This window comes from Secundilactobacillus pentosiphilus (assembly GCF_002217985.1).
Classification (GTDB): domain Bacteria; phylum Bacillota; class Bacilli; order Lactobacillales; family Lactobacillaceae; genus Secundilactobacillus; species Secundilactobacillus pentosiphilus.
This window is the reverse complement of sequence record NZ_BCMI01000001.1, coordinates 20,085-37,634: the sequence shown is the minus strand read 5'-3', so window position 1 is coordinate 37,634 and position 17,550 is coordinate 20,085. Positions and strand designations below refer to the sequence as shown.

General features: G+C 45.5%; 19 protein-coding genes. 5 read left to right on the top strand and 14 right to left on the bottom strand.

Features of this window, described 5'->3' with window-relative positions:
- Positions 1-211 precede the first annotated feature (211 nt).
- On the bottom strand, positions 212-763 hold the full coding sequence (locus CES81_RS00185; RefSeq protein ID WP_089120203.1) for a sugar O-acetyltransferase: 552 nt from the start codon (positions 761-763) through the stop codon (positions 212-214).
- Positions 764-885: 122 nt separating this feature from the next.
- Between CES81_RS00185 and CES81_RS00180 the strand changes: the two genes are divergently transcribed.
- Positions 886-1,458 (top strand): DUF2179 domain-containing protein, encoded by a 573-nt coding sequence (locus CES81_RS00180; protein ID WP_089120202.1) that lies wholly within the window; start codon positions 886-888, stop codon positions 1,456-1,458.
- A gap of 22 nt (positions 1,459-1,480) precedes the next feature.
- Here CES81_RS00180 and CES81_RS00175 read toward each other — a convergent pair whose 3' ends face one another.
- A complete protein-coding gene (locus CES81_RS00175; protein ID WP_089120201.1) occupies positions 1,481-2,320 on the bottom strand; it encodes a ribonuclease H family protein in 840 nt (279 codons plus the stop codon).
- 193 nt (positions 2,321-2,513) lie between these two features.
- On the opposite strand from CES81_RS00175, the gene CES81_RS00170 reads away from it, so the two are divergent.
- Complete coding sequence (locus CES81_RS00170) at positions 2,514-2,987, top strand: hypothetical protein (protein ID WP_089088305.1); 474 nt, start codon at positions 2,514-2,516, stop codon at positions 2,985-2,987.
- Positions 2,988-3,156: 169 nt separating this feature from the next.
- Here CES81_RS00170 and codA read toward each other — a convergent pair whose 3' ends face one another.
- Positions 3,157-4,413 carry a cytosine deaminase gene (gene codA, locus CES81_RS00165; RefSeq protein ID WP_089088304.1) on the bottom strand — a complete coding sequence of 419 codons (1,257 nt, stop codon included), beginning with the start codon at positions 4,411-4,413 and terminating at the stop codon, positions 3,157-3,159.
- Between the two features lie 201 nt (positions 4,414-4,614).
- Here codA and CES81_RS00160 point away from each other — a divergent pair, with 201 nt between their 5' ends.
- Entirely contained in the window at positions 4,615-5,958 is a 1,344-nt protein-coding gene (locus CES81_RS00160; RefSeq protein ID WP_089088303.1) for a TrkH family potassium uptake protein, read from the top strand.
- Positions 5,951-6,640 (top strand): potassium channel family protein, encoded by a 690-nt coding sequence (locus tag CES81_RS00155; RefSeq protein ID WP_089120200.1) that lies wholly within the window; start codon positions 5,951-5,953, stop codon positions 6,638-6,640. Before CES81_RS00160 ends, CES81_RS00155 begins: the two co-directional genes overlap by 8 nt.
- Positions 6,641-6,799: 159 nt before the next feature.
- On the opposite strand, the gene CES81_RS00150 is transcribed toward CES81_RS00155, so the two are convergent.
- The 10 genes from CES81_RS00150 to CES81_RS00110 form a co-directional block, all read right to left on the bottom strand.
- Positions 6,800-7,186 (bottom strand): DMT family transporter, encoded by a 387-nt coding sequence (locus CES81_RS00150; protein ID WP_089120199.1) that lies wholly within the window; start codon positions 7,184-7,186, stop codon positions 6,800-6,802.
- An 11-nt stretch (positions 7,187-7,197) separates the two neighbouring features.
- Positions 7,198-7,515 (bottom strand): DMT family transporter, encoded by a 318-nt coding sequence (locus tag CES81_RS00145; RefSeq protein ID WP_089088300.1) that lies wholly within the window; start codon positions 7,513-7,515, stop codon positions 7,198-7,200.
- Between the two features lie 75 nt (positions 7,516-7,590).
- Positions 7,591-7,767 (bottom strand): hypothetical protein, encoded by a 177-nt coding sequence (locus tag CES81_RS13410; RefSeq protein ID WP_180949673.1) that lies wholly within the window; start codon positions 7,765-7,767, stop codon positions 7,591-7,593.
- Positions 7,767-8,474, bottom strand: coding sequence for an NAD(P)H-dependent oxidoreductase (locus CES81_RS00140; RefSeq protein WP_089120198.1), 708 nt, complete (start codon positions 8,472-8,474; stop codon positions 7,767-7,769). Before CES81_RS00140 ends, CES81_RS13410 begins: the two co-directional genes overlap by 1 nt.
- A gap of 411 nt (positions 8,475-8,885) precedes the next feature.
- Entirely contained in the window at positions 8,886-9,086 is a 201-nt protein-coding gene (locus CES81_RS00135) for a cold-shock protein (RefSeq protein WP_054736490.1), read from the bottom strand.
- A gap of 314 nt (positions 9,087-9,400) precedes the next feature.
- Entirely contained in the window at positions 9,401-9,742 is a 342-nt protein-coding gene (locus tag CES81_RS00130; protein ID WP_089088298.1) for a hypothetical protein, read from the bottom strand.
- Positions 9,743-9,828: 86 nt separating this feature from the next.
- The gene (locus tag CES81_RS00125) at positions 9,829-10,332 is read right to left on the bottom strand and encodes a DUF4811 domain-containing protein (RefSeq protein WP_089120197.1); all 504 of its coding nucleotides are present in this window, start codon (positions 10,330-10,332) and stop codon (positions 9,829-9,831) included.
- The gene (locus tag CES81_RS00120; protein ID WP_089088296.1) at positions 10,329-11,798 is read right to left on the bottom strand and encodes an MDR family MFS transporter; all 1,470 of its coding nucleotides are present in this window, start codon (positions 11,796-11,798) and stop codon (positions 10,329-10,331) included. The genes CES81_RS00125 and CES81_RS00120 overlap by 4 nt, the downstream gene beginning before the upstream one ends.
- A 35-nt stretch (positions 11,799-11,833) precedes the next feature.
- Complete coding sequence (gene mutY / locus CES81_RS00115) at positions 11,834-12,958, bottom strand: A/G-specific adenine glycosylase (protein WP_089120196.1); 1,125 nt, start codon at positions 12,956-12,958, stop codon at positions 11,834-11,836.
- Positions 12,959-12,962: 4 nt separating this feature from the next.
- Positions 12,963-13,775: a MerR family transcriptional regulator gene (locus tag CES81_RS00110; protein ID WP_089120195.1), complete on the bottom strand. Its 813-nt coding sequence runs from the start codon at positions 13,773-13,775 to the stop codon at positions 12,963-12,965.
- Positions 13,776-13,869: 94 nt separating this feature from the next.
- Between CES81_RS00110 and CES81_RS00105 the strand changes: the two genes are divergently transcribed.
- Positions 13,870-15,531 (top strand): peptide ABC transporter substrate-binding protein, encoded by a 1,662-nt coding sequence (locus tag CES81_RS00105; protein WP_089120194.1) that lies wholly within the window; start codon positions 13,870-13,872, stop codon positions 15,529-15,531.
- Between the two features lie 236 nt (positions 15,532-15,767).
- Here CES81_RS00105 and recQ read toward each other — a convergent pair whose 3' ends face one another.
- Positions 15,768-17,546 (bottom strand): DNA helicase RecQ, encoded by a 1,779-nt coding sequence (gene recQ, locus CES81_RS00095; RefSeq protein WP_089120192.1) that lies wholly within the window; start codon positions 17,544-17,546, stop codon positions 15,768-15,770.
- Positions 17,547-17,550 lie beyond the last annotated feature (4 nt).

Below are 17,550 nucleotides of genomic sequence, written 5' to 3'. Positions count from 1 at the left end.
TACCTTTCAACTCTGAAAACGCCCGACGTATTTTCATCCAGGTCAGCAAAGTACAAAACACAAAAAAACTGTCGAGATCGTCTAAGACCACCTGCAACAGCTTTCTCTGCAACAAATTGCCAGTTCCTAATGTAACCCGTATGAATTTACATTTTTATTATACACGTTTGAAAGAATAAGTAAAATGACTGGCATTTTCTGAAAAACAAACCTATTTAACTTTTTTAATGACCCGTGCCGGGTTGCCTGCTATAACAACGTTATCGCCGAATGACTTGGTCACCACTGAACCGGCGCCCACAACCACGTTGTCGCCTAAGGTCACACCAGGTAAAATTGTTACCCGACCGCCTAACCAAGCATTATCACCTATCGTGATTGGTTTTCCGAGTTCCACATCAGCGTTTCGCTGCACGGGATCCAATGGGTGCACTGGCGTGTAAAGCCCAATATTGGGACCAAAATAGCAGTGTTCACCAATGGTAATCGGGCAGGTATCCAAAAACGTCATATCATAATTACCATAGAAATGATTGCCAATATGAATATTGAAGCCGTAATCAAATTTAAACGATGATTCCACAAAGAAATCGTCGCCAACGTCTGCCAGCAACGCTTTAAAGCGGCTATTTCGATCGTCGTTATCCGTGATATGATTAATTTCTTCCAGCTGCTGTCTCATGTATACCCGGCGGTTGATCAGTTCTGGATCAAACTGGTTATAAGGCTCCCCCGCCGTCATTTTTTCACGCTCTGTTGTCATAGATTGAACACTCCTTTGTCAATAAGCATATCACACGTCACAAATTTGAGTTAAATTACTTTCATCAGCCGTTATTTGCACTAAACTGTAAGGGTACAACTAAGAAAGAAGAGGCGATTTATTTGAAACTTGCACTGACTATTTTTCTTTTAAATGCTTGTTATATTACGTTAAATACGTTTCGAACAATGCTAGTCGTCCGTCGCCAACGCTTATGGGCGCCGCTGCTAGCCGTCCTGGAAGAATTCGTGTACGTTATTGCACTGGCAATCGCGTTGAAGAACATCCATTCCCCAGTTAACGTCATCGCTTATACCGTTGGTTTCGGCCTGGGAATCTACCTTGGCATTCTCATTGAAGATCACGTTGCCCTGGGCTGGGTCAACTTTCAAGTCACGGTTAAAATTGATAATGACGACCCTAAGTATCAGCAAAATAAAAAGCTTCCGGAAGCCCTGCGTAACAACGGCTACGGGGTTACGGAAACTTGGGGCTACGGCCGTGATGGTTCGCGCCTGATTTTAAACATCTTAGCACCCCGAAAAGCTGACCACCGCCTCATGGATCTGATTCATCAGCTGGCACCTGAGGCTTTCGTGATGGTCAATGAGCCAACCCAGATGTCCGGCGGTTTTTGGAGTAAAGAAGTCGAACGACGGTTCAGAAAAGTCACCCATAAAGGAAAGCAAAATTAAATGGCATTGAATGAGCACTAGGCTATGGATTTTTGAATAAATCCAGTTGTCCCAGTGCTTTTTGAATGTCTGAAACCGACTGATCAACTTTCTTTTGCTGCTTCGGCTCTGGCTTGTCAGTGGTTTTAGCTGGCTGTGTTGGCTTAACTGTTTTTGCATCAGCAGGCTGATGCTCAGTGGCTGCTTCGGTACGAACCGGCCGACCGGACTTTACCATCGCATCCATCGTCTTATTGAGTAAAGTATCAACAAAAATGTTACCTTGATTATCCGCATGTCCCTTAGTCCACACTAACGACAGTTTGGGGAACTGCGGCAAGAGTTGACTGACCTTCTGCCAAAGCTCAGCGTTCATCAACTCACCGCCTGAGCGACGCCAGCCACGTTTCTGCCAGCCTTTTAGCCACCCCTTGTTAATGGCATCCAACACGTACTTTGAGTCTAAAACCAGCGTAATATCGGACTTTTGCTGGTTTTGTGCAATCAACTCTTCCAGCGCTTTTATAAACGCCATGATTTCCATCCGGTTATTAGTGGCACCCCATTCACCAGCAGAGTCGCTCAGTACTTCATGCGGCAGTTCTAACCTATAAGCCCAGGCAGCCGGGTCTGATGCTTTAACGTGACCGCCCTTGACGTTGCCTGAATTACGTGTACCGCCATCCGTGTAACCAATAATCATGTCATGATTATTAGAAACAACGGGCTTGGGTCCACCCATAAATTCTTTTGCTTCTTCTTCAGTATTAAAGCCCTTAAACTCAGCTCCCGAATAACCCGAAACTTCTTTTTGAGCTTCAGGCCAGCTAGTATAAATGCCGGGATGCTGGCCCTTTCGTACTGCGTAATATTTACCCATCATTGTCACCCGCTTATCCGTTTAAAGTTGATTTAATTTAGTAAATTCTTATTACAATCCCAATTTTACGATAGTCAATCATACTAATTCTGTGAAAATTATGCTAAAGTTATTAGTGTAAGAAACTTATTTAGAAAATCGACGTTCATTCGTGAACTTTGTCATTTTAACCAGTTGTTCAAGAGGAGGAACTCTGATGTCTGAAATCCGCGCTCAGCTCATCAACATCGATCAAGCCCACGCCCTGTTGAAAGAGCAGCATAGCCAAGCAAACGAATTTTTCCCAGAGCTCACGCTTACTGGCCAATACATCCTACCAGATTATCGACTAACTCGTAAACGGGAAGCTTTTAAAATTCGTCGACATACTTTTTTGAAGAAACATTACAAGTCCTACGTGGCCTTCGATTCTGAGAATGGTCAAACCCTTTGGATGCGTAATTTTTCAAGTTTAACCCAAGCTTTGTTCTGGCTTCAAACCGGCCTTAAGCCAGGCGATACCGATAGTCAATTTTCATTCAAAGAATGGCATGACAGCCACGCGGATGAAATCGAAGGCTATAAGGAACAGCTTCGTTCCTTGCATAAGGATGCGGTTGCCAAAAAGAAAGCGACGGAGTCTCACGCTCACAAGCCTAAGGCCAAAGCCAAGGCTAAAAAACACGGTTAACCAAATGAGTTCTGATTAAATTCAGAACTTTTTTGTTTGACGTAAATAACCAAAATTGCCTAAATCATTTACTAAAATCCCTTAGTGCAGTTGATCAACCAATGCTGCCCTAAGGGATTTTAGTGTTTACCTTGATAGTTACAGTTGCATATACAACTGTGCGGTTTATTTACTTTGTGATGCTGCTTTGACCAAAGTAAGTCTTAACTTCCTGTGGCCGTGTCTTAACGGTGACAACACCATGGTGAATAGCGTACAAGACTTCGGCACGTTCATTGAGTGCGTCGTAGAAGTTATCGCGGTTTAAAATAATGCAGTTAGCCTGTTTGCCAACTTCAATGCCGTAATGGTCTAAAATATGCATTGCTCGAGCACCGTTTTGGGTAACGAACTTGTATGAGTTCATGATCTGATCATAACCCATCGTCTGCGCAACGTGAAGGCCAAGGTGCAATGGATCCAGCATATTGCCGTCACCCATTGGGTACCAAGGGTCCTTGATATCATCTTCACCAAAAGCAACGTTGATACCGTCTTCCGTCAGTTCTTTAACCCGGGTCATGCCCCGACGCTTAGGATAAGTATCGAAACGACCGCCCAAAAACGTGTTGACCAACGGGTTAGCAATCATGTTGATGCCAGACATCTTCAGTAAGCGGAATAGTTTATAGGCGTAGGCGTCATTATAAGAGCCCATCGCCGTAGTGTGACTAGCGGTCACCTTATCGTGCATACCGGTTTCATAAGCCAGTGTAGCAAGTGTTTCAAGCCCCCGGGCCGCTGGATCATCAATTTCATCACAGTGAACGTCGATCAGCTTATCATACTTTTCGGCTAAATCACTCACAAAATGAAGGGACTGCACGCCATATTCACGGTTGAATTCAAAGTGGGGAATCCCACCGATCACATCGACACCCATTTCTGCAGCCTTAGTCATTAGTTCCTTACCGTGAGGGAAAGAAAGGATCCCTTCTTGGGGGAAGGCGACCAATTGCAATTCAATGAAATCTTTGACCTCATCCCGCACTTCAAGCAGCGCCTTTAGAGCCGTCAAATTAGGGTCCGTCACATCAACGTGTGAACGGACGAATTGCGTCCCATGACTAGCCTGCTTCATCAAAGTTTGTGTCGCACGCTTTTTTACGTCTTCAATCGTCAGCTTTTGTTTTCTTGCCGACCAGATTCGAATCCCATCAAACAGCGTACCGGATTGATTCCATTCCGGATCCCCAGCTGTTAAAGTTGAATCCAAATGAACGTGGGGGTCAACAAACGGCGGCAATAAAAGTTTACCGCGACCGTCAATGAGGCCTTCGCTCTCCTTTGGCGTAATGTGGTCAGCTATTTCAACAAACTTGCTGTCTTCGATCCGAACGTCTTTCAAGGTCTCGCTATTTTCAATTGACACTTGCTGTATCAGCATCTTATTACAACCTCCAGCAGAATTAGTTAATGCATACAATCAAATTATAACACGAGACATCCCAATTATTTATCACGTTATCAATTTCACGATATTGATATCCGTTTTTGAAAGCGGTTACGCTAAATCATACCATATTGCTTTCCAAGCACCAGCATCTTCGCTATAGTTAAACTAAAGCAGTCAAAAGGAGGCTAGACCATGTCGATCCCTAAACGTCAGCATCTTTCACTTCCCAAAACACTGACACTGGGCTTTTTGAGCATCATTTTTATTGGTACCTTGCTGCTCAGCCTGCCAATCGCCACCCGCGGAGCACATACTACCTCCGTACTAGATGCCCTCTTCACCGCCACCAGTGCAACGTGCGTTACTGGATTGACACTAGTCAGTACCGCCTTTCACTGGACAATTTTTGGGCAGACAGTCATTTTATTCCTAATGGAAATCGGCGGTCTGGGTTTCATGACATTTACCGTCATGCTGTTCTTGTTTATGCGTCGTCAGATGAAACTCTCTACCCGATTATTAGCACAGGAGTCACTAAATCTCGATAACTTATCTCAGCTCAACGTGGTCAAATTAATCTTATTGTTGTCCCTCATTATTCAGTTGGCGGGTGCCGGCTTACTGCTGGTGGATTTCTATCCGCGTTACGGGCTGGTTAAGGGCCTTTGGTTCAGTGTCTTTCACGCTGTTTCGGCCTTCTGCAATGCGGGCTTTGATTTATTCGGTAACAGTCTGGAAAGCTTTGCCAATGATTCTTATGTACTCACTATCATGTCAGTCTTAATTATTGCGGGCTCCTTTGGCTTCCTAGTATGGCAGGATTTATTACTATATCCCAAACGCCATCACCTTTCGCTTCATACCAAGTTAGCCCTAGGAACCGGCGCCACTTTATTTATGCTCTCAATCGTTGTTTACCTGCTCAGCGAAAATAATTTAGCCGTTCTGAGTTCACGCGTTTCCTATGGTAACCGGCTAGTCAACACCGTTTTTATGGCCATTACCCCGCGAACTGCCGGCCTCATTACACTACCTTACCAGCAATTATCCCTTGCCGGAATTGCGTTCACCATGCTGCTGATGTTCATTGGCGGCACTCCCGGATCAACTGCTGGCGGTGTCAAGACGACAACCATCGGTTTACTCACGTTACAAAGCATCGCGACTTTACGTGGTAAACGTGATACGACTTTTGGTCACCGGCGGTTTACGCAGGATAACATTTTTCGCGCGCTAACCCTTATTTTTGTTGCGTTAACGATCCTATCTATCGCCACTTTGATCCTGTGCGCCACTCAGCCGATTCCCAAGAGCAATGGTTTGGAAACCGTCACCTTTGAAGTCTTAGCAGCGTTTGGAACAACCGGCATTTCATTGGGGTTAACGCCGCACCTGAACGTACTGGGTAAACTGATCATTATGTTTTTGATGTTTATCGGCCGGGTCGGCATTTACACCGTCATGTTTTCCATTTTGAACGCTAACCGCAAACAGCCCACCTATCGTTATCCAAAGGAGAGTGTGCCAATTGGCTAAACAAAAACGTGAAAATTACGCCGTAATCGGCCTGGGACAATTTGGCAGTGCCATTTGCCAGTCATTAGTTGAGGCCAAACAAGAAGTTCTCGCTATCGATATTGATGAGGACAAGGTTAACGAATTCACTAACCTGGTTACACGGGCGGTGATTGCCGATGCCCAGGATGAAGACACGATGAAAGAACTTGAACTTGGCAGCTTTGACCACGTTTTTATTTCCATTGGTCAAAACATTCAAGCGAGCATCATGGCTACCTTACTCAGCAAAGAGCTGGGTGCCCAAGATGTCATCTGTAAGGCTGAAAATGAAAGTCATGCTCGGGTCCTGGAAAAAATTGGTGCAGATCAAATCGTGCGTCCAGAACGTGATATGGCCCGGCGAATCGTCTTTCATCATCTCCAGCCCAACATCGTCAACTACCTCATGTTAAATAATCAGGTGACCATGGCCGAAATCAAAGTTGATAATCCTAATTTCGTAGGTAAATCACTGGATGAACTCGCCGTGCGTAATAAATACCATATCAATATCATTGCGATCAACTCCGACGGAAAGGTGAACCTTTCACCTGATGCTAATGATCGGCTAAAGGCTAACGATTTAATTTCGGTTGTTGGCTACACCACCGATGTTAATCAATTTAATGCGGACGCACAATCATCTGCAATGACCGACTAAGCGTTTTGATTGATAAGTAATTTCTGAGCTAAAAGCCTAACTTTCTCACCAGGCTTTACAATTCATATTCTGACTATTTAGCACTCAAAGGCGCCGTTTCGATCAAGATCATCGAAACGACGCCTTTGGGTGCTAAACTCTGGCATCAATTGGGCGATGTCACGGCCTATTGATGTTCATCTTATCTTCCACTTGCAAAGATTCATAATCGATCTTCTCTTCTGCTTCACCAGACCAGTTCAAAGACACAATACCGACCACGATCAACGCCAGGCCAAGAATTTCGCCAATTGAAAACGATTGCTGAAACATCACGACATCCAGTGCTGCGGTTAAGACGGTCCCGGCACCGGACCACAGACCGTACGCCACACTTAGAGGAACCACTCGCATAGCATATGACAGGCTGTATAACATCACCAAGAAAGCCGCTAGACACAAGAAAGTCCAGGAAAGCTGCGTAAACTCCTTCGATAATTTCAACGAAATTGTGCCCACAATCTCAGTCACGATTGAAACTGCCAGTGCCACATAGTATTTAAACATCCGTCCTCACCTCACAATACATTAAGCATCACCGTTCCAATGATAATGCACGCAACGCCGACGATTTTAGAGCGATTAACCCGTTCTTTGAAAAAAATGATCCCAATAATGGTCGTAAATAGCGTGCCAATAGCGCCCCACAATGCATATGCGATACCCAGATCCATCCATCGCAGCGACTTTGAAAACAGAAACAAGGTAATCGCATAGCCAATTACCAAGCAAATCGTTGGAATCAGCCGATGGAAACCATCTGATTCCTTCAACAACGAACTGCTAATAATTTCAAACACTATCGCGGCACACAAAAAGCCGTATCCTAATAACAAGCGATCATCCCGTTTCCAAAAACTTCATTACAGATTATTCTAACCCTAATTAACCAAACAGAAAACCATCAGTCATCACCACCGTGATGGGTTCCAAGTCCTGCCATCCAACTCAGCCTGTGCTAGTTTGATTCGCCGCTGCTGCTCTTCGCTAAGTTCTGCTAGGGCTAAATATAACGCTCGTTCTTTAAACTGCGGTGTTTGTGCTGCTAGCGCTAATAATTGCTGAGCCGCCCAGGTCTGTTCTGCCATTAGCTATCCTCCATATCCTGAATCATTTTAAGATTCATTTGCAAGTCCTCTAACGTTGCCTGATTATTTTTAAGCTGTTCCAAAATTAAAGTCAGCTGCTGCCGCTTTTTTTCTGGCGCCGCAGCAATCTGTTTCGTTAACCGATCAACTAACCAATTTGCCTGATCATTAAAATGGCCAAGCTGTTCCTGAGTTAAATAACGTTGATATTGGATCAATAAACGAGCCTTCATCTCATCAGATTGATAACCAAACTGGTCAACCGCAAACGTTGGCAAAAAAGACATTTGTAGTTTATGTGCCAGCGCCTGAAACGGCGTCATCACTTGGGAAAGACTATAGCCCTCACTAGCTCCCGCGGCAAAGTTTCGGGCCGGTGATCCTAGGGTCACAACGGTTCCCAATTCTTTGCCAATCAAGCCTCCCGTTGCCCCGGGGTAAGCAAATTGCCGCGTCAGCACTTGATCCAGCCAATTTTTTAGAATTGCCGGAGCAGCATACCAATATAGCGGAAACTGCAGTACCAACCGATCAGCCTGTTCAATCAGCGTTTGCTCTGCCGTAACATTGACATCAAAACCCGTTAATGAATGCCACGTGACATCTGGTAATTTGGCCGCTTCCTTTAAAAACTGCTGGGTACTGGAATCTTCAATTTGTGGATGACCCACAACAACTAAAGTTTTGATAAAAACACCCCCACTCACCTTTCTACGATTTTTTCAATTAAGCTCATCTTATCACATCAATTAGTAACTGGGTGTCTCAAGACTCAAATTCACGCTTTGGGAAAACTAGCGACTACAAAACGGTTTTGAGAGTAGGCTTCTCAAAACCGTTTTATGCAGTGTCTTATAGGGAGAGCACAGTAGCGACCGAACTACTGGGAATAGCAATGGGGTTTATAAGTGGCTTCTGCCACTACACCCTTACTATTCGAGATAAGTATGCCATTTTTCTGTAATGACTGTTTGTCATTTTCGTATCGATTACGTAAAGTTTGCAGGATAGTCTATTTGTCTCTGTTTAGCACTATGAACTAAAATCGTGACTTACTTACCTGCATAAAAAAACCACCAATCGCAATGATTGGTGGTTTTTATAGGCTTAATTAAGAATTAAGCAACAGTAACGTTAGCAGCTTGTGGGCCGCGGTCGCCGTCTTCAACGTCCAAAGTTACCTTTTGGCCTTCTTCAAGAGTCTTGAAGCCGTCAGCATTAATAGCTGAGAAATGTACGAATACATCTGAGCCGTTTTCAAGAGTGATAAAACCGTAACCTTTGTCAGCGTTGAACCATTTAACAGTACCTTGTTCCATTAGAATGAAACCTCCATGCGCTATGCGCAAATAAATTTTGCATTTGAAACTTTTGAATAAGGAGCCATTCTAAAAAGAACGTTGTACCTTAATTCCGAAGCATAAATACATTAACAATACAATAACAGGTAATGCGAAAAAGTGCAACAATAAACTCCCTAAAAACGAAACTTTATTTTGAATAACCCATCTTATCCCAGCAATTGATTATGCCTAAATACGGGCATTTATAGTAACTTTAGGGTGTTTAAACACCCCCCCGCATAAGCAAAAAATGATATTAATTTAATTATCGTTAGTTTAGCAATTGCTTATTAAATGCCTCGAATCAGCACTTCAATCATGTCTTTTTGAGGCGCAAAATTGAGTCCTGCAACACGTTCTTTAAGGATCTTCGAGTATTCATCCAAAACATCATTTGGAAGTGGTGTCGTATCCCCTAATTCTGCTAAAACCTCGTCAGGTGAATCGACTTTTTTCATATCAATAAATAATCGCATATTAACCACTGTATCGCGTAAAAGGTCGGTCAGCAGACTATTGGGTTTGCCTTCCAAATCGGTGACAACAAGTTGCGCACCATCAATCCCTTGGTGATTGATCGTAACCATTTTTAATACATCAAAAACGTTTAATACATCAAAAACGTTATTCATATTTAGCACCCCCCTAATTTAGTTATCACATTGTGCTTATTATACATGATGTTTTATTACTGTTAAAGATAATCGTTTGTTATCTTTTACTTAGTCCCAACCAGCCGCCACCCCGGTTTGAGACTAAAGTGCCACTGAGTCATCACATACTGATGGTCTTTAACACCCACACTAAACAGCAGCCGCAGCTCTTCGTTTTGGTAAACCCGATACGTTTTGGTCACTTCTACTTGATTGCGACTGGCATTTGGCGTCACTGTCACCGGCCCTTGAGCTGGCTTCGTCCGTTGCAAGCGGTGCTCAAGCGGATTGGACTTATAAAGGTATACCCGCTCATTTTTGGTACCAAGCTGATGGTAAAGCAAAACCGGCCGTTTTCCAGAAATACTAGAAGTCAGCGGATATCGATGACTCACCGTCACCGGCTTCATACCGAAGGACTGATTATAGTTGAGACTCATCAAAATAATACTGCCGACTGTCAGAATCAGCCCAACGGTGACCCAAAAGGCCTTTTTAAAGCCCCCAGAGATAAAAATCATGCTGCAGGCAAAGAGTAAGGCGCCAACAAATAAAATGACAGCAATCATGATGCCACCTCCTTGTGCGGTTTCAAAAAGAACGTCATCACAAGGCCGATCAAAGCAAAGCAGGTCGCAATCGCAAACGCGTACCGAAACCCGACTACATTGGCATGTAAGGCCAATTTTTTAAACAGGATCGGAGTTGCCTTCACCACCGCACGATTTGGAAAATGATTCTTTGTCACGTTTGACATCACTGAAACCAAAACAGCCGTCCCCATCGAAGCAAAAACTTGTCGCGCGGTGTTGTTAACAACGGTCCCATCGCTGATCAAATTTAGCGGCAAGGCATTCATACCAGTAGTGGTGACGGGCATCATCACCATTGAAATTCCCAGCATTCGTACCATGTACACACAGACGATATCGGCCACAGGCGTAGTCGCGGTAATTGGAATAAAGAACCCGGTCGTCACCGTTAACAAGAACATACCGGCCATGGCCATGTTTCGCGCACCCATCCGGTCAAAGATTCGACCAGTAATCGGGTTCATCAGCCCAATCACGATTGCTCCGGGCAACAGCGTTAGTCCTGATGCTAACGGCGTTTCGCCACGAATAGTCTGCAGATAAAGGGGTAAGATCAGTGTAAAGCCGTTCATCGACATAAATGATACTGCCACTAAAGCTGCTGATAGCGAAAACTCGCGGTGAGTAAAAACTTTGAGCTGCAATAATGGATTACTAATTTTTATCGACCGCCAAATAAACAGACAAACGACAACTACCCCAATCGTCAGCGTAACGTATACAACCGGATCCGTCCACTGGTAATCACCAACCGCTGAAAAAGCAAACAGCATGGATCCGAAACCGATCACTGACAGTAATACTGACAGCCAGTCAATGGGTGCTTTTCTCGTTGGTAGTACTTTGCGTAAGGTAAACCAGCCCATAATCACAACCAGCAACGAGATTGGCAAAATAGATAGAAACAGCATGCGCCAGGAATAGTGCATCAAAATCCAGCCCGAAAGCGTTGGCCCGATCGCAGGCGCCAGTCCAATCACCATTCCAGCGGTCCCCATGGCTGTGCCACGTTGCGACGGCGGGAAGATAGAAGTCATAATGGTTTGGTACACCGGAGCCGTAATACCGACCCCGGCGCCTTGAATGAGCCGACCAACTAAAATCACCCCAAAATCGGTTGCAAAAAGACACATAATCGTCCCAACACTAAAAATTAAAATAGCTGATAAGTATAATTTCCGTGAATCAAAGCGCTGGAGGAAAAAGCCGGTAATGGGGATGGTAATTCCCATCATCAACATGAACCCAGTGGTTAGCCATTGAACCGTATTCGCCGAAATGAGAAACGACTTCATTAACGTTGGAAAAGCCGTTGTTAGCATGGTGGACGTCAGAAAGGTGCTAAACGTCCCAACAAGCATCGTAAAAACGAGTGCAATTCGATTATATGGCCGTCCCATTTGATCAACTGGCTGCCTTGAAGTGTCGATTTTTCCAGCCATGAGTATCACTTTCTTTCTCTTTAAATATTTAACGTTTATGGTTTCCCGATTTGGTGTATCCGGGTAAATAACTTCTCCTGAACTTTTGACAGTGCCGTTTTTTCGAGCTCATCACTAGTTAACCACTTGCCGGGAAAAAAGCTGAGGTCCGCATCCGGCTTCACTGTCGCACTCAACAATGAGATCAGCCACTGACGGTGGGTAAAAGTGTGTTTGACGGGTTTACCGCCCATTGGGACGACGTGAACCGCCAGCCCCAACTCTTGCTGAACCAACCGTTCCAATAACGTTAGCCGTTCCTCGTCCGTCACTAGCTCAGGCGTTTCACTTAAAGCAAGCACGTCGTCTTCTGCAATCAGCGGAAACGTCCAAAAGTTAGCCAGTAATCCTGTACTAGGCCGTTTCTGCATTAAAAATCGCTTGCCCTGTTGAATCACTAAGCCATAGTAGGCTACTTTAACCGGCTTAGGCTTTTTTGATTTTACCGGATACCGTTCTTCAACACCATCTAAATAGGCCTGGTTGAAAGCCTTCACGGGCGAATGGGCCGAATCAGGATTCTTAGCCGTCATGTAGCTGGCACCCAAATCCATCACTGCCTGATTAAAATCGCCGGGTCGCTCAGGGGACATAATGCGGCCAATTACGCGTTCAAAAACTAGTCTGGTTTGCGGTTTAGCAATGTCTAAATCAATCTCCAACAAACGGGCAAAGACCCGAAATGCGTTACCGTCCACGGCAGGGACCGGCTCGTTAAAAGCAATACTGGCAATGGCACCAGCCGTATAAGGCCCGATGCCAGCCAGTTCTTGCAGTCCCTCGGCAGTTTGAGGCCACTGACCGTTGTGTTCATTTTCAATTTGCCTAGCAGCTCTCTGTAAATTACGAGCTCGAGAATAGTAACCCAAGCCCTCCCAGGCTTTCATCAACTTTTCCTCAGGCGCATTGGCCAGATCTTGGACGGTTGGAAATTGCGCCATAAACCGTTCGTAATACGGGATGACAGTATTGACTTGAGTCTGCTGGAGCATAATTTCTGAGACCCAAACGTGGTACGGATCATGGTCTCTTCGCCACGGTAATTGGCGGCCATGGGCGTCATACCAATCCAGTAACGTTTTCCGAAAGGCGTGAATTTGGCTTTTCGACCATTCAATCATTAAATCACTCCCTTACCTCAACTAACAGACGAACCACTTGCTTTGATAGCTCATCCGTTTGCCAACAGCCAACTACTGGTTCCTCATAGTAATTGGTACCCAGTGAAAGATGGTGGTCTTTCGCGTAGTCACGCAGGTGGTTAAACCCTTCTATTAATGGTGTGTCCAAATGGTGATAGGTAAGGACTGCCCGACCGCCCAGTTCCGTCATATCAGCCTTTATCTTACTGCCGGGATTGAGCGGCGTATACAGCGCAGTGATCAACTCAGTTCGGCTTGCCTCAATCGCGTGCCGTGAACGTACCCTGCCAACCAGCAAGTTGACGGGGGGCGTCCCCATTACCGACAGCACGTGGCTGACATGTTTTTGAACCTGTTCACCCGTAACTTCTCGTTCTTCCGGAAAAGTCGTCGTTAGTAAATTAATGGGCGACCGGTCTACCACTGTAACGGCTTCCGGCATCGCCCGGCGAGCCGTTTCTTGGTTAGTGATCTCCTGGGAGATCTGTTGATGCGCCGTACTTAACTGACGAAGCTGTTCTTCAATTAATTGCTGCTGATACTTCAGCATAGCAACGTGATTGTTCTTATTTGCTTGTAGAGTAGCTTTAGTTTTGTTCAGATCATTTTCCAATTTAACCGTCGCTTGCAGAGACAGCCACTGATTGATCTGGGTCAAATCGTATGACCGATGGCCGTTCTTATCCCGATTAGCTGGCTTAAATAGTCCCAGTTCATCAAACCGGTTCAGGACGTGCCGATCAATTCCCATCAGTTGTGCAAACTGCCCTGCAGAAAGTTGTTGCCCTTCTATCAATATTATTCACCTCGTAAAGCGTCTCGTAACTTGACGTTATGAAACAGCTTCATTATTATCAACATAGAGTTAATGGGATTGAGAGGAATCATCCATGCAAGTAAAACTAAAATTTATTGCTGTGATTGCGGCAGCCTTTTTTCTAAGCGGCTGCCAGCAAAACATGTCAAATTCAAAGCAGGTTTCGGACAGCAAAGGTGTCATGTCTCGAAACCAAAACGTCACCGTCGTTGAACAGACCCGTTTGAACACCGTCGACATTTCAAAGGTCAACAGTTTCAATAAGCTGCGCAGCTCAACGGAGGGCCTTTTTCGGTTAGGCAATAACGGGCGGGTCAATCATGGCTTAGCCCAGAGCTACCGAATCAGCAAAAACGCCAAAACCTACACCTTTAAGCTACGAAAAAACGCCCGTTGGAGCAATGGCCAGCCGATTACTGCTGCTGATTTCGTTTACTCATGGCAGCGAAGCGTAAAACCCCAAACCCGATCCGTGAATTCTAATTTATTTGACGGCATTAAGAACGCCGAAAAAATTAGAAAGGGGGAACGTCCGGTAAGCAGTCTGGGCGTTAAAGCCCTCTCGATGCACGAACTTCGGGTGACATTGGACCACCCCATGGTTTACTTTGAAAGCCTGCTGGCCTACCCCTTGTTTGCACCGCAGCATCAAGCCACCGTTCAGCACTACGGCTCACAATACGGTGCCAGCGCTAACAAACAAATTTATAGCGGCCCGTTTAAGCTCGTCAAATGGCATGCCAACAGTGCTGCCCGAACGTTGGTACCTAACCCCTATTACTGGGATAAGTCCCACGTTTATTTAAAGCGCTTGACCATCGTCACCTCAAAATCTCCCTCTCAAGACTTAAAAGCTTACCACGATGGCAAGGTTGCCGAGATCCAACTCATCGGCAAACAGATTCCCGAAAATAAAAATAACCGGGACTACGTTGTCCGGCCGTTCTCGTTAATGCGCATAATCGCATACAATTTTAACACAAGCAATGCTACCAATAAAAAACTCATTAATAATCGTAACGCACGTCTCGCAATTTCGCACGCAATTAGTCGCCGTCAGCTTATTAATCATGCACTGCAAAACGCATCGTTGCCACCAAAGGGATTTGTTACCGCCGGGCTAAGTAAAAACAACCTCAACCACTCCGACTTTGCCAACCAGCAGGAAGCATCTTCTGTTGTGAAGAACAATTCTAAGCTAGCGGTTCGGGAGTGGACGGCAGCTAAACGACAGCTGCACCTGAAAAAAGCGACGCTAACCCTATCAGCCTCAAACGATGCCATTAGCACCAGGGTTGCCCAAAATATTAAGGGCCAGTTAGAAAGCCACCTGCCAGGTCTGAAAATTCACGTCAATTTGTCGAATTCAAGCCGCTTAACCAGTCGGGTCAGCCGCGGTAAATTTGATTTATTACTGACTGGCTGGGGAGCAGATTATCCCGATCCACTCTCATTCTTACAGGCCATGACCAGTAATAGCCGCCATAACTATGGCCACTGGCACGATGCCAAGTACGATCGACTAGTAAATACCATCAGTAATAACCAAAGCACTAATAACCAGTTACGCTGGGAACAAATGCTGGCTGCCGAAAAAAGGCTCACTGAGCAGCAGGGTGTAACACCGTTATACCAGCAAGCTGACAGTTTCCTGACCAATCCCAAGTTAAACGGGGTCGTTCATAACATCAGCGGTGTCGTTGAAGATTATAAGAGTGCTTACTGGGTCAAGTAATAAAGAGGCTGCGACACAACTCGGTAGATTCCAGAATATAACACCCAAAAGCACGATCCCGATAAAAACCATCGGAATCGTGCTTTTGGGTGTTATATGGCCGGAATCTGAGTTGTGGAACAGGCTAAGGCTATATTTGAGTAGTGAACTAAAGCACATTTTAGACTGTGTTTTAGTTAAGAAATCAACTGGAATTCTTATCGATATAGCCTTGAGTCACAGTTCCTTTTCGCTATTTAATTAACCGTTACATCGTCCGATTCGAAGTCGTTTTCAGCCTTTAATTCGTTCAGAAAAGCCTCGCCGTATTTAGCTAGTTTGCTTTCACCGACACCGCTAACAGTCAGCATTTCTGCTTTGGTTTGCGGCATCACCGTACACATATCGCGCAACGTTTTATCCGAAAAGATAACGAACGGCGGGACACCCTGCTTTTTGGCAAATTCACGGCGAATAGCTCGCAGCCGCTCAAACAGATCATCGTTTTGCGGTAATACGTGAGTGGCCTTAACAGCAACTTTGCGATAAACCTTTTCCTTGCCCTGTAAAACCGCCACACCGCTATCGCTAACCCGCAGCACGGGGTATTGACCACCCTCGGCGATTAAATACCCTGAGGCCGTTAAGAAATCAATCAATTCGGCGACCGACTTTTGCGATGAACCCTTCATAATGCCATAGGTTGACAGTTCCTCAAAGTGGAACTGCTTGATTCGTGCCACACTGGAACCGGTCAGTACTTGGGCAACTAAGATTTTCCCGAACCGCTCGCCCATCCGTTTAACACACGACAGCACCTTTTGCGTATCAACGGTAATATCCTGCTGTTCGCGGTCGTCCAGACAGTTAGAACACTGCCCGCAGTCGGTACTTTCCTCGCCAAAGTAATTCAAAATAAAGCGCTGGAGGCATTCCTGCGTGTTGGCATACTGCGTCATATCCTGCAGCTTTTCGTATTCCTGCTTTTTACCGGCGTCGTCTCGTTCGGACTGATCGATCAAAAAGTGCTGAATCGAAACGTCCGACTGCCGAAACAGTAAGATTGCTTCACTGGGCAAACCATCACGCCCTGCACGGCCAGCTTCCTGATAGTACGACTCAAGGCTGCCGGGCACCTGGGCATGGATCACAAACCGAACGTTGCTTTTATCGATCCCCATCCCAAACGCGTTCGTCGCCACCATAACTGGCACGCGATCATACAAGAAATCTTCTTGATTTTGCCGGCGAACGTCCTTGGAAAGGCCGCCGTGATACATGGTTGCTTCAATGTGCTTTTTATTGAGCAGCTTGGTTAACCGTTCGACTTCTTTCCGGGTGCTGGCGTAAACAATGCCAGACTGACCAGGATTTTGCTTTAAATAATCAATCAGGTACCGATCGTTATCCTGGTGCTTGATCACCTTAAAGGCTAAGTTTGGCCGGGAAAAACCGGTCTTCACTTCTTCATCCAACCCCAGCCGCTGCCGAATATCCTTTGCCACGATCGGTGTTGCAGTAGCTGTTAAGGCAATGATCGTCGGCTGACTAGGTAACTGCTGAATGGTTTGTGCCAGGTTTAAATAACTGGGGCGAAAGTCATGCCCCCACTGAGAAATACAGTGGGCTTCATCGATGGCCACCAGATCAATGGGCAGCTCAGCTAAGCGGTTTAAATACCCTGAATCCAGCCGCTCCGGTGAAACGTACAGTAATTTGACCTTGCCGCTAGCCGCGTCATTAAACCGCTGATTGATCTGATCATAATCCAGCGAGCTATTGATAAAGGTTGCCGCAATGCCATTTTCATTCAGGGCATCTACCTGGTCTTTCATCAGTGAAATCAGCGGTGACACCACGAGTGTGACGCCGTCCAGCATCAAAGCCGGAATCTGGTAGCAAAGCGATTTACCGCCACCGGTGGGCATAATTGCCAGCACGTTTTGGTGATTCAAAACGTCGTTGATTGCTTCTTCTTGCCCTGTCCGAAAGCTGTCATAACCGAACTGGGATTTTAATATGGTTTGCGGCTTCATGGAT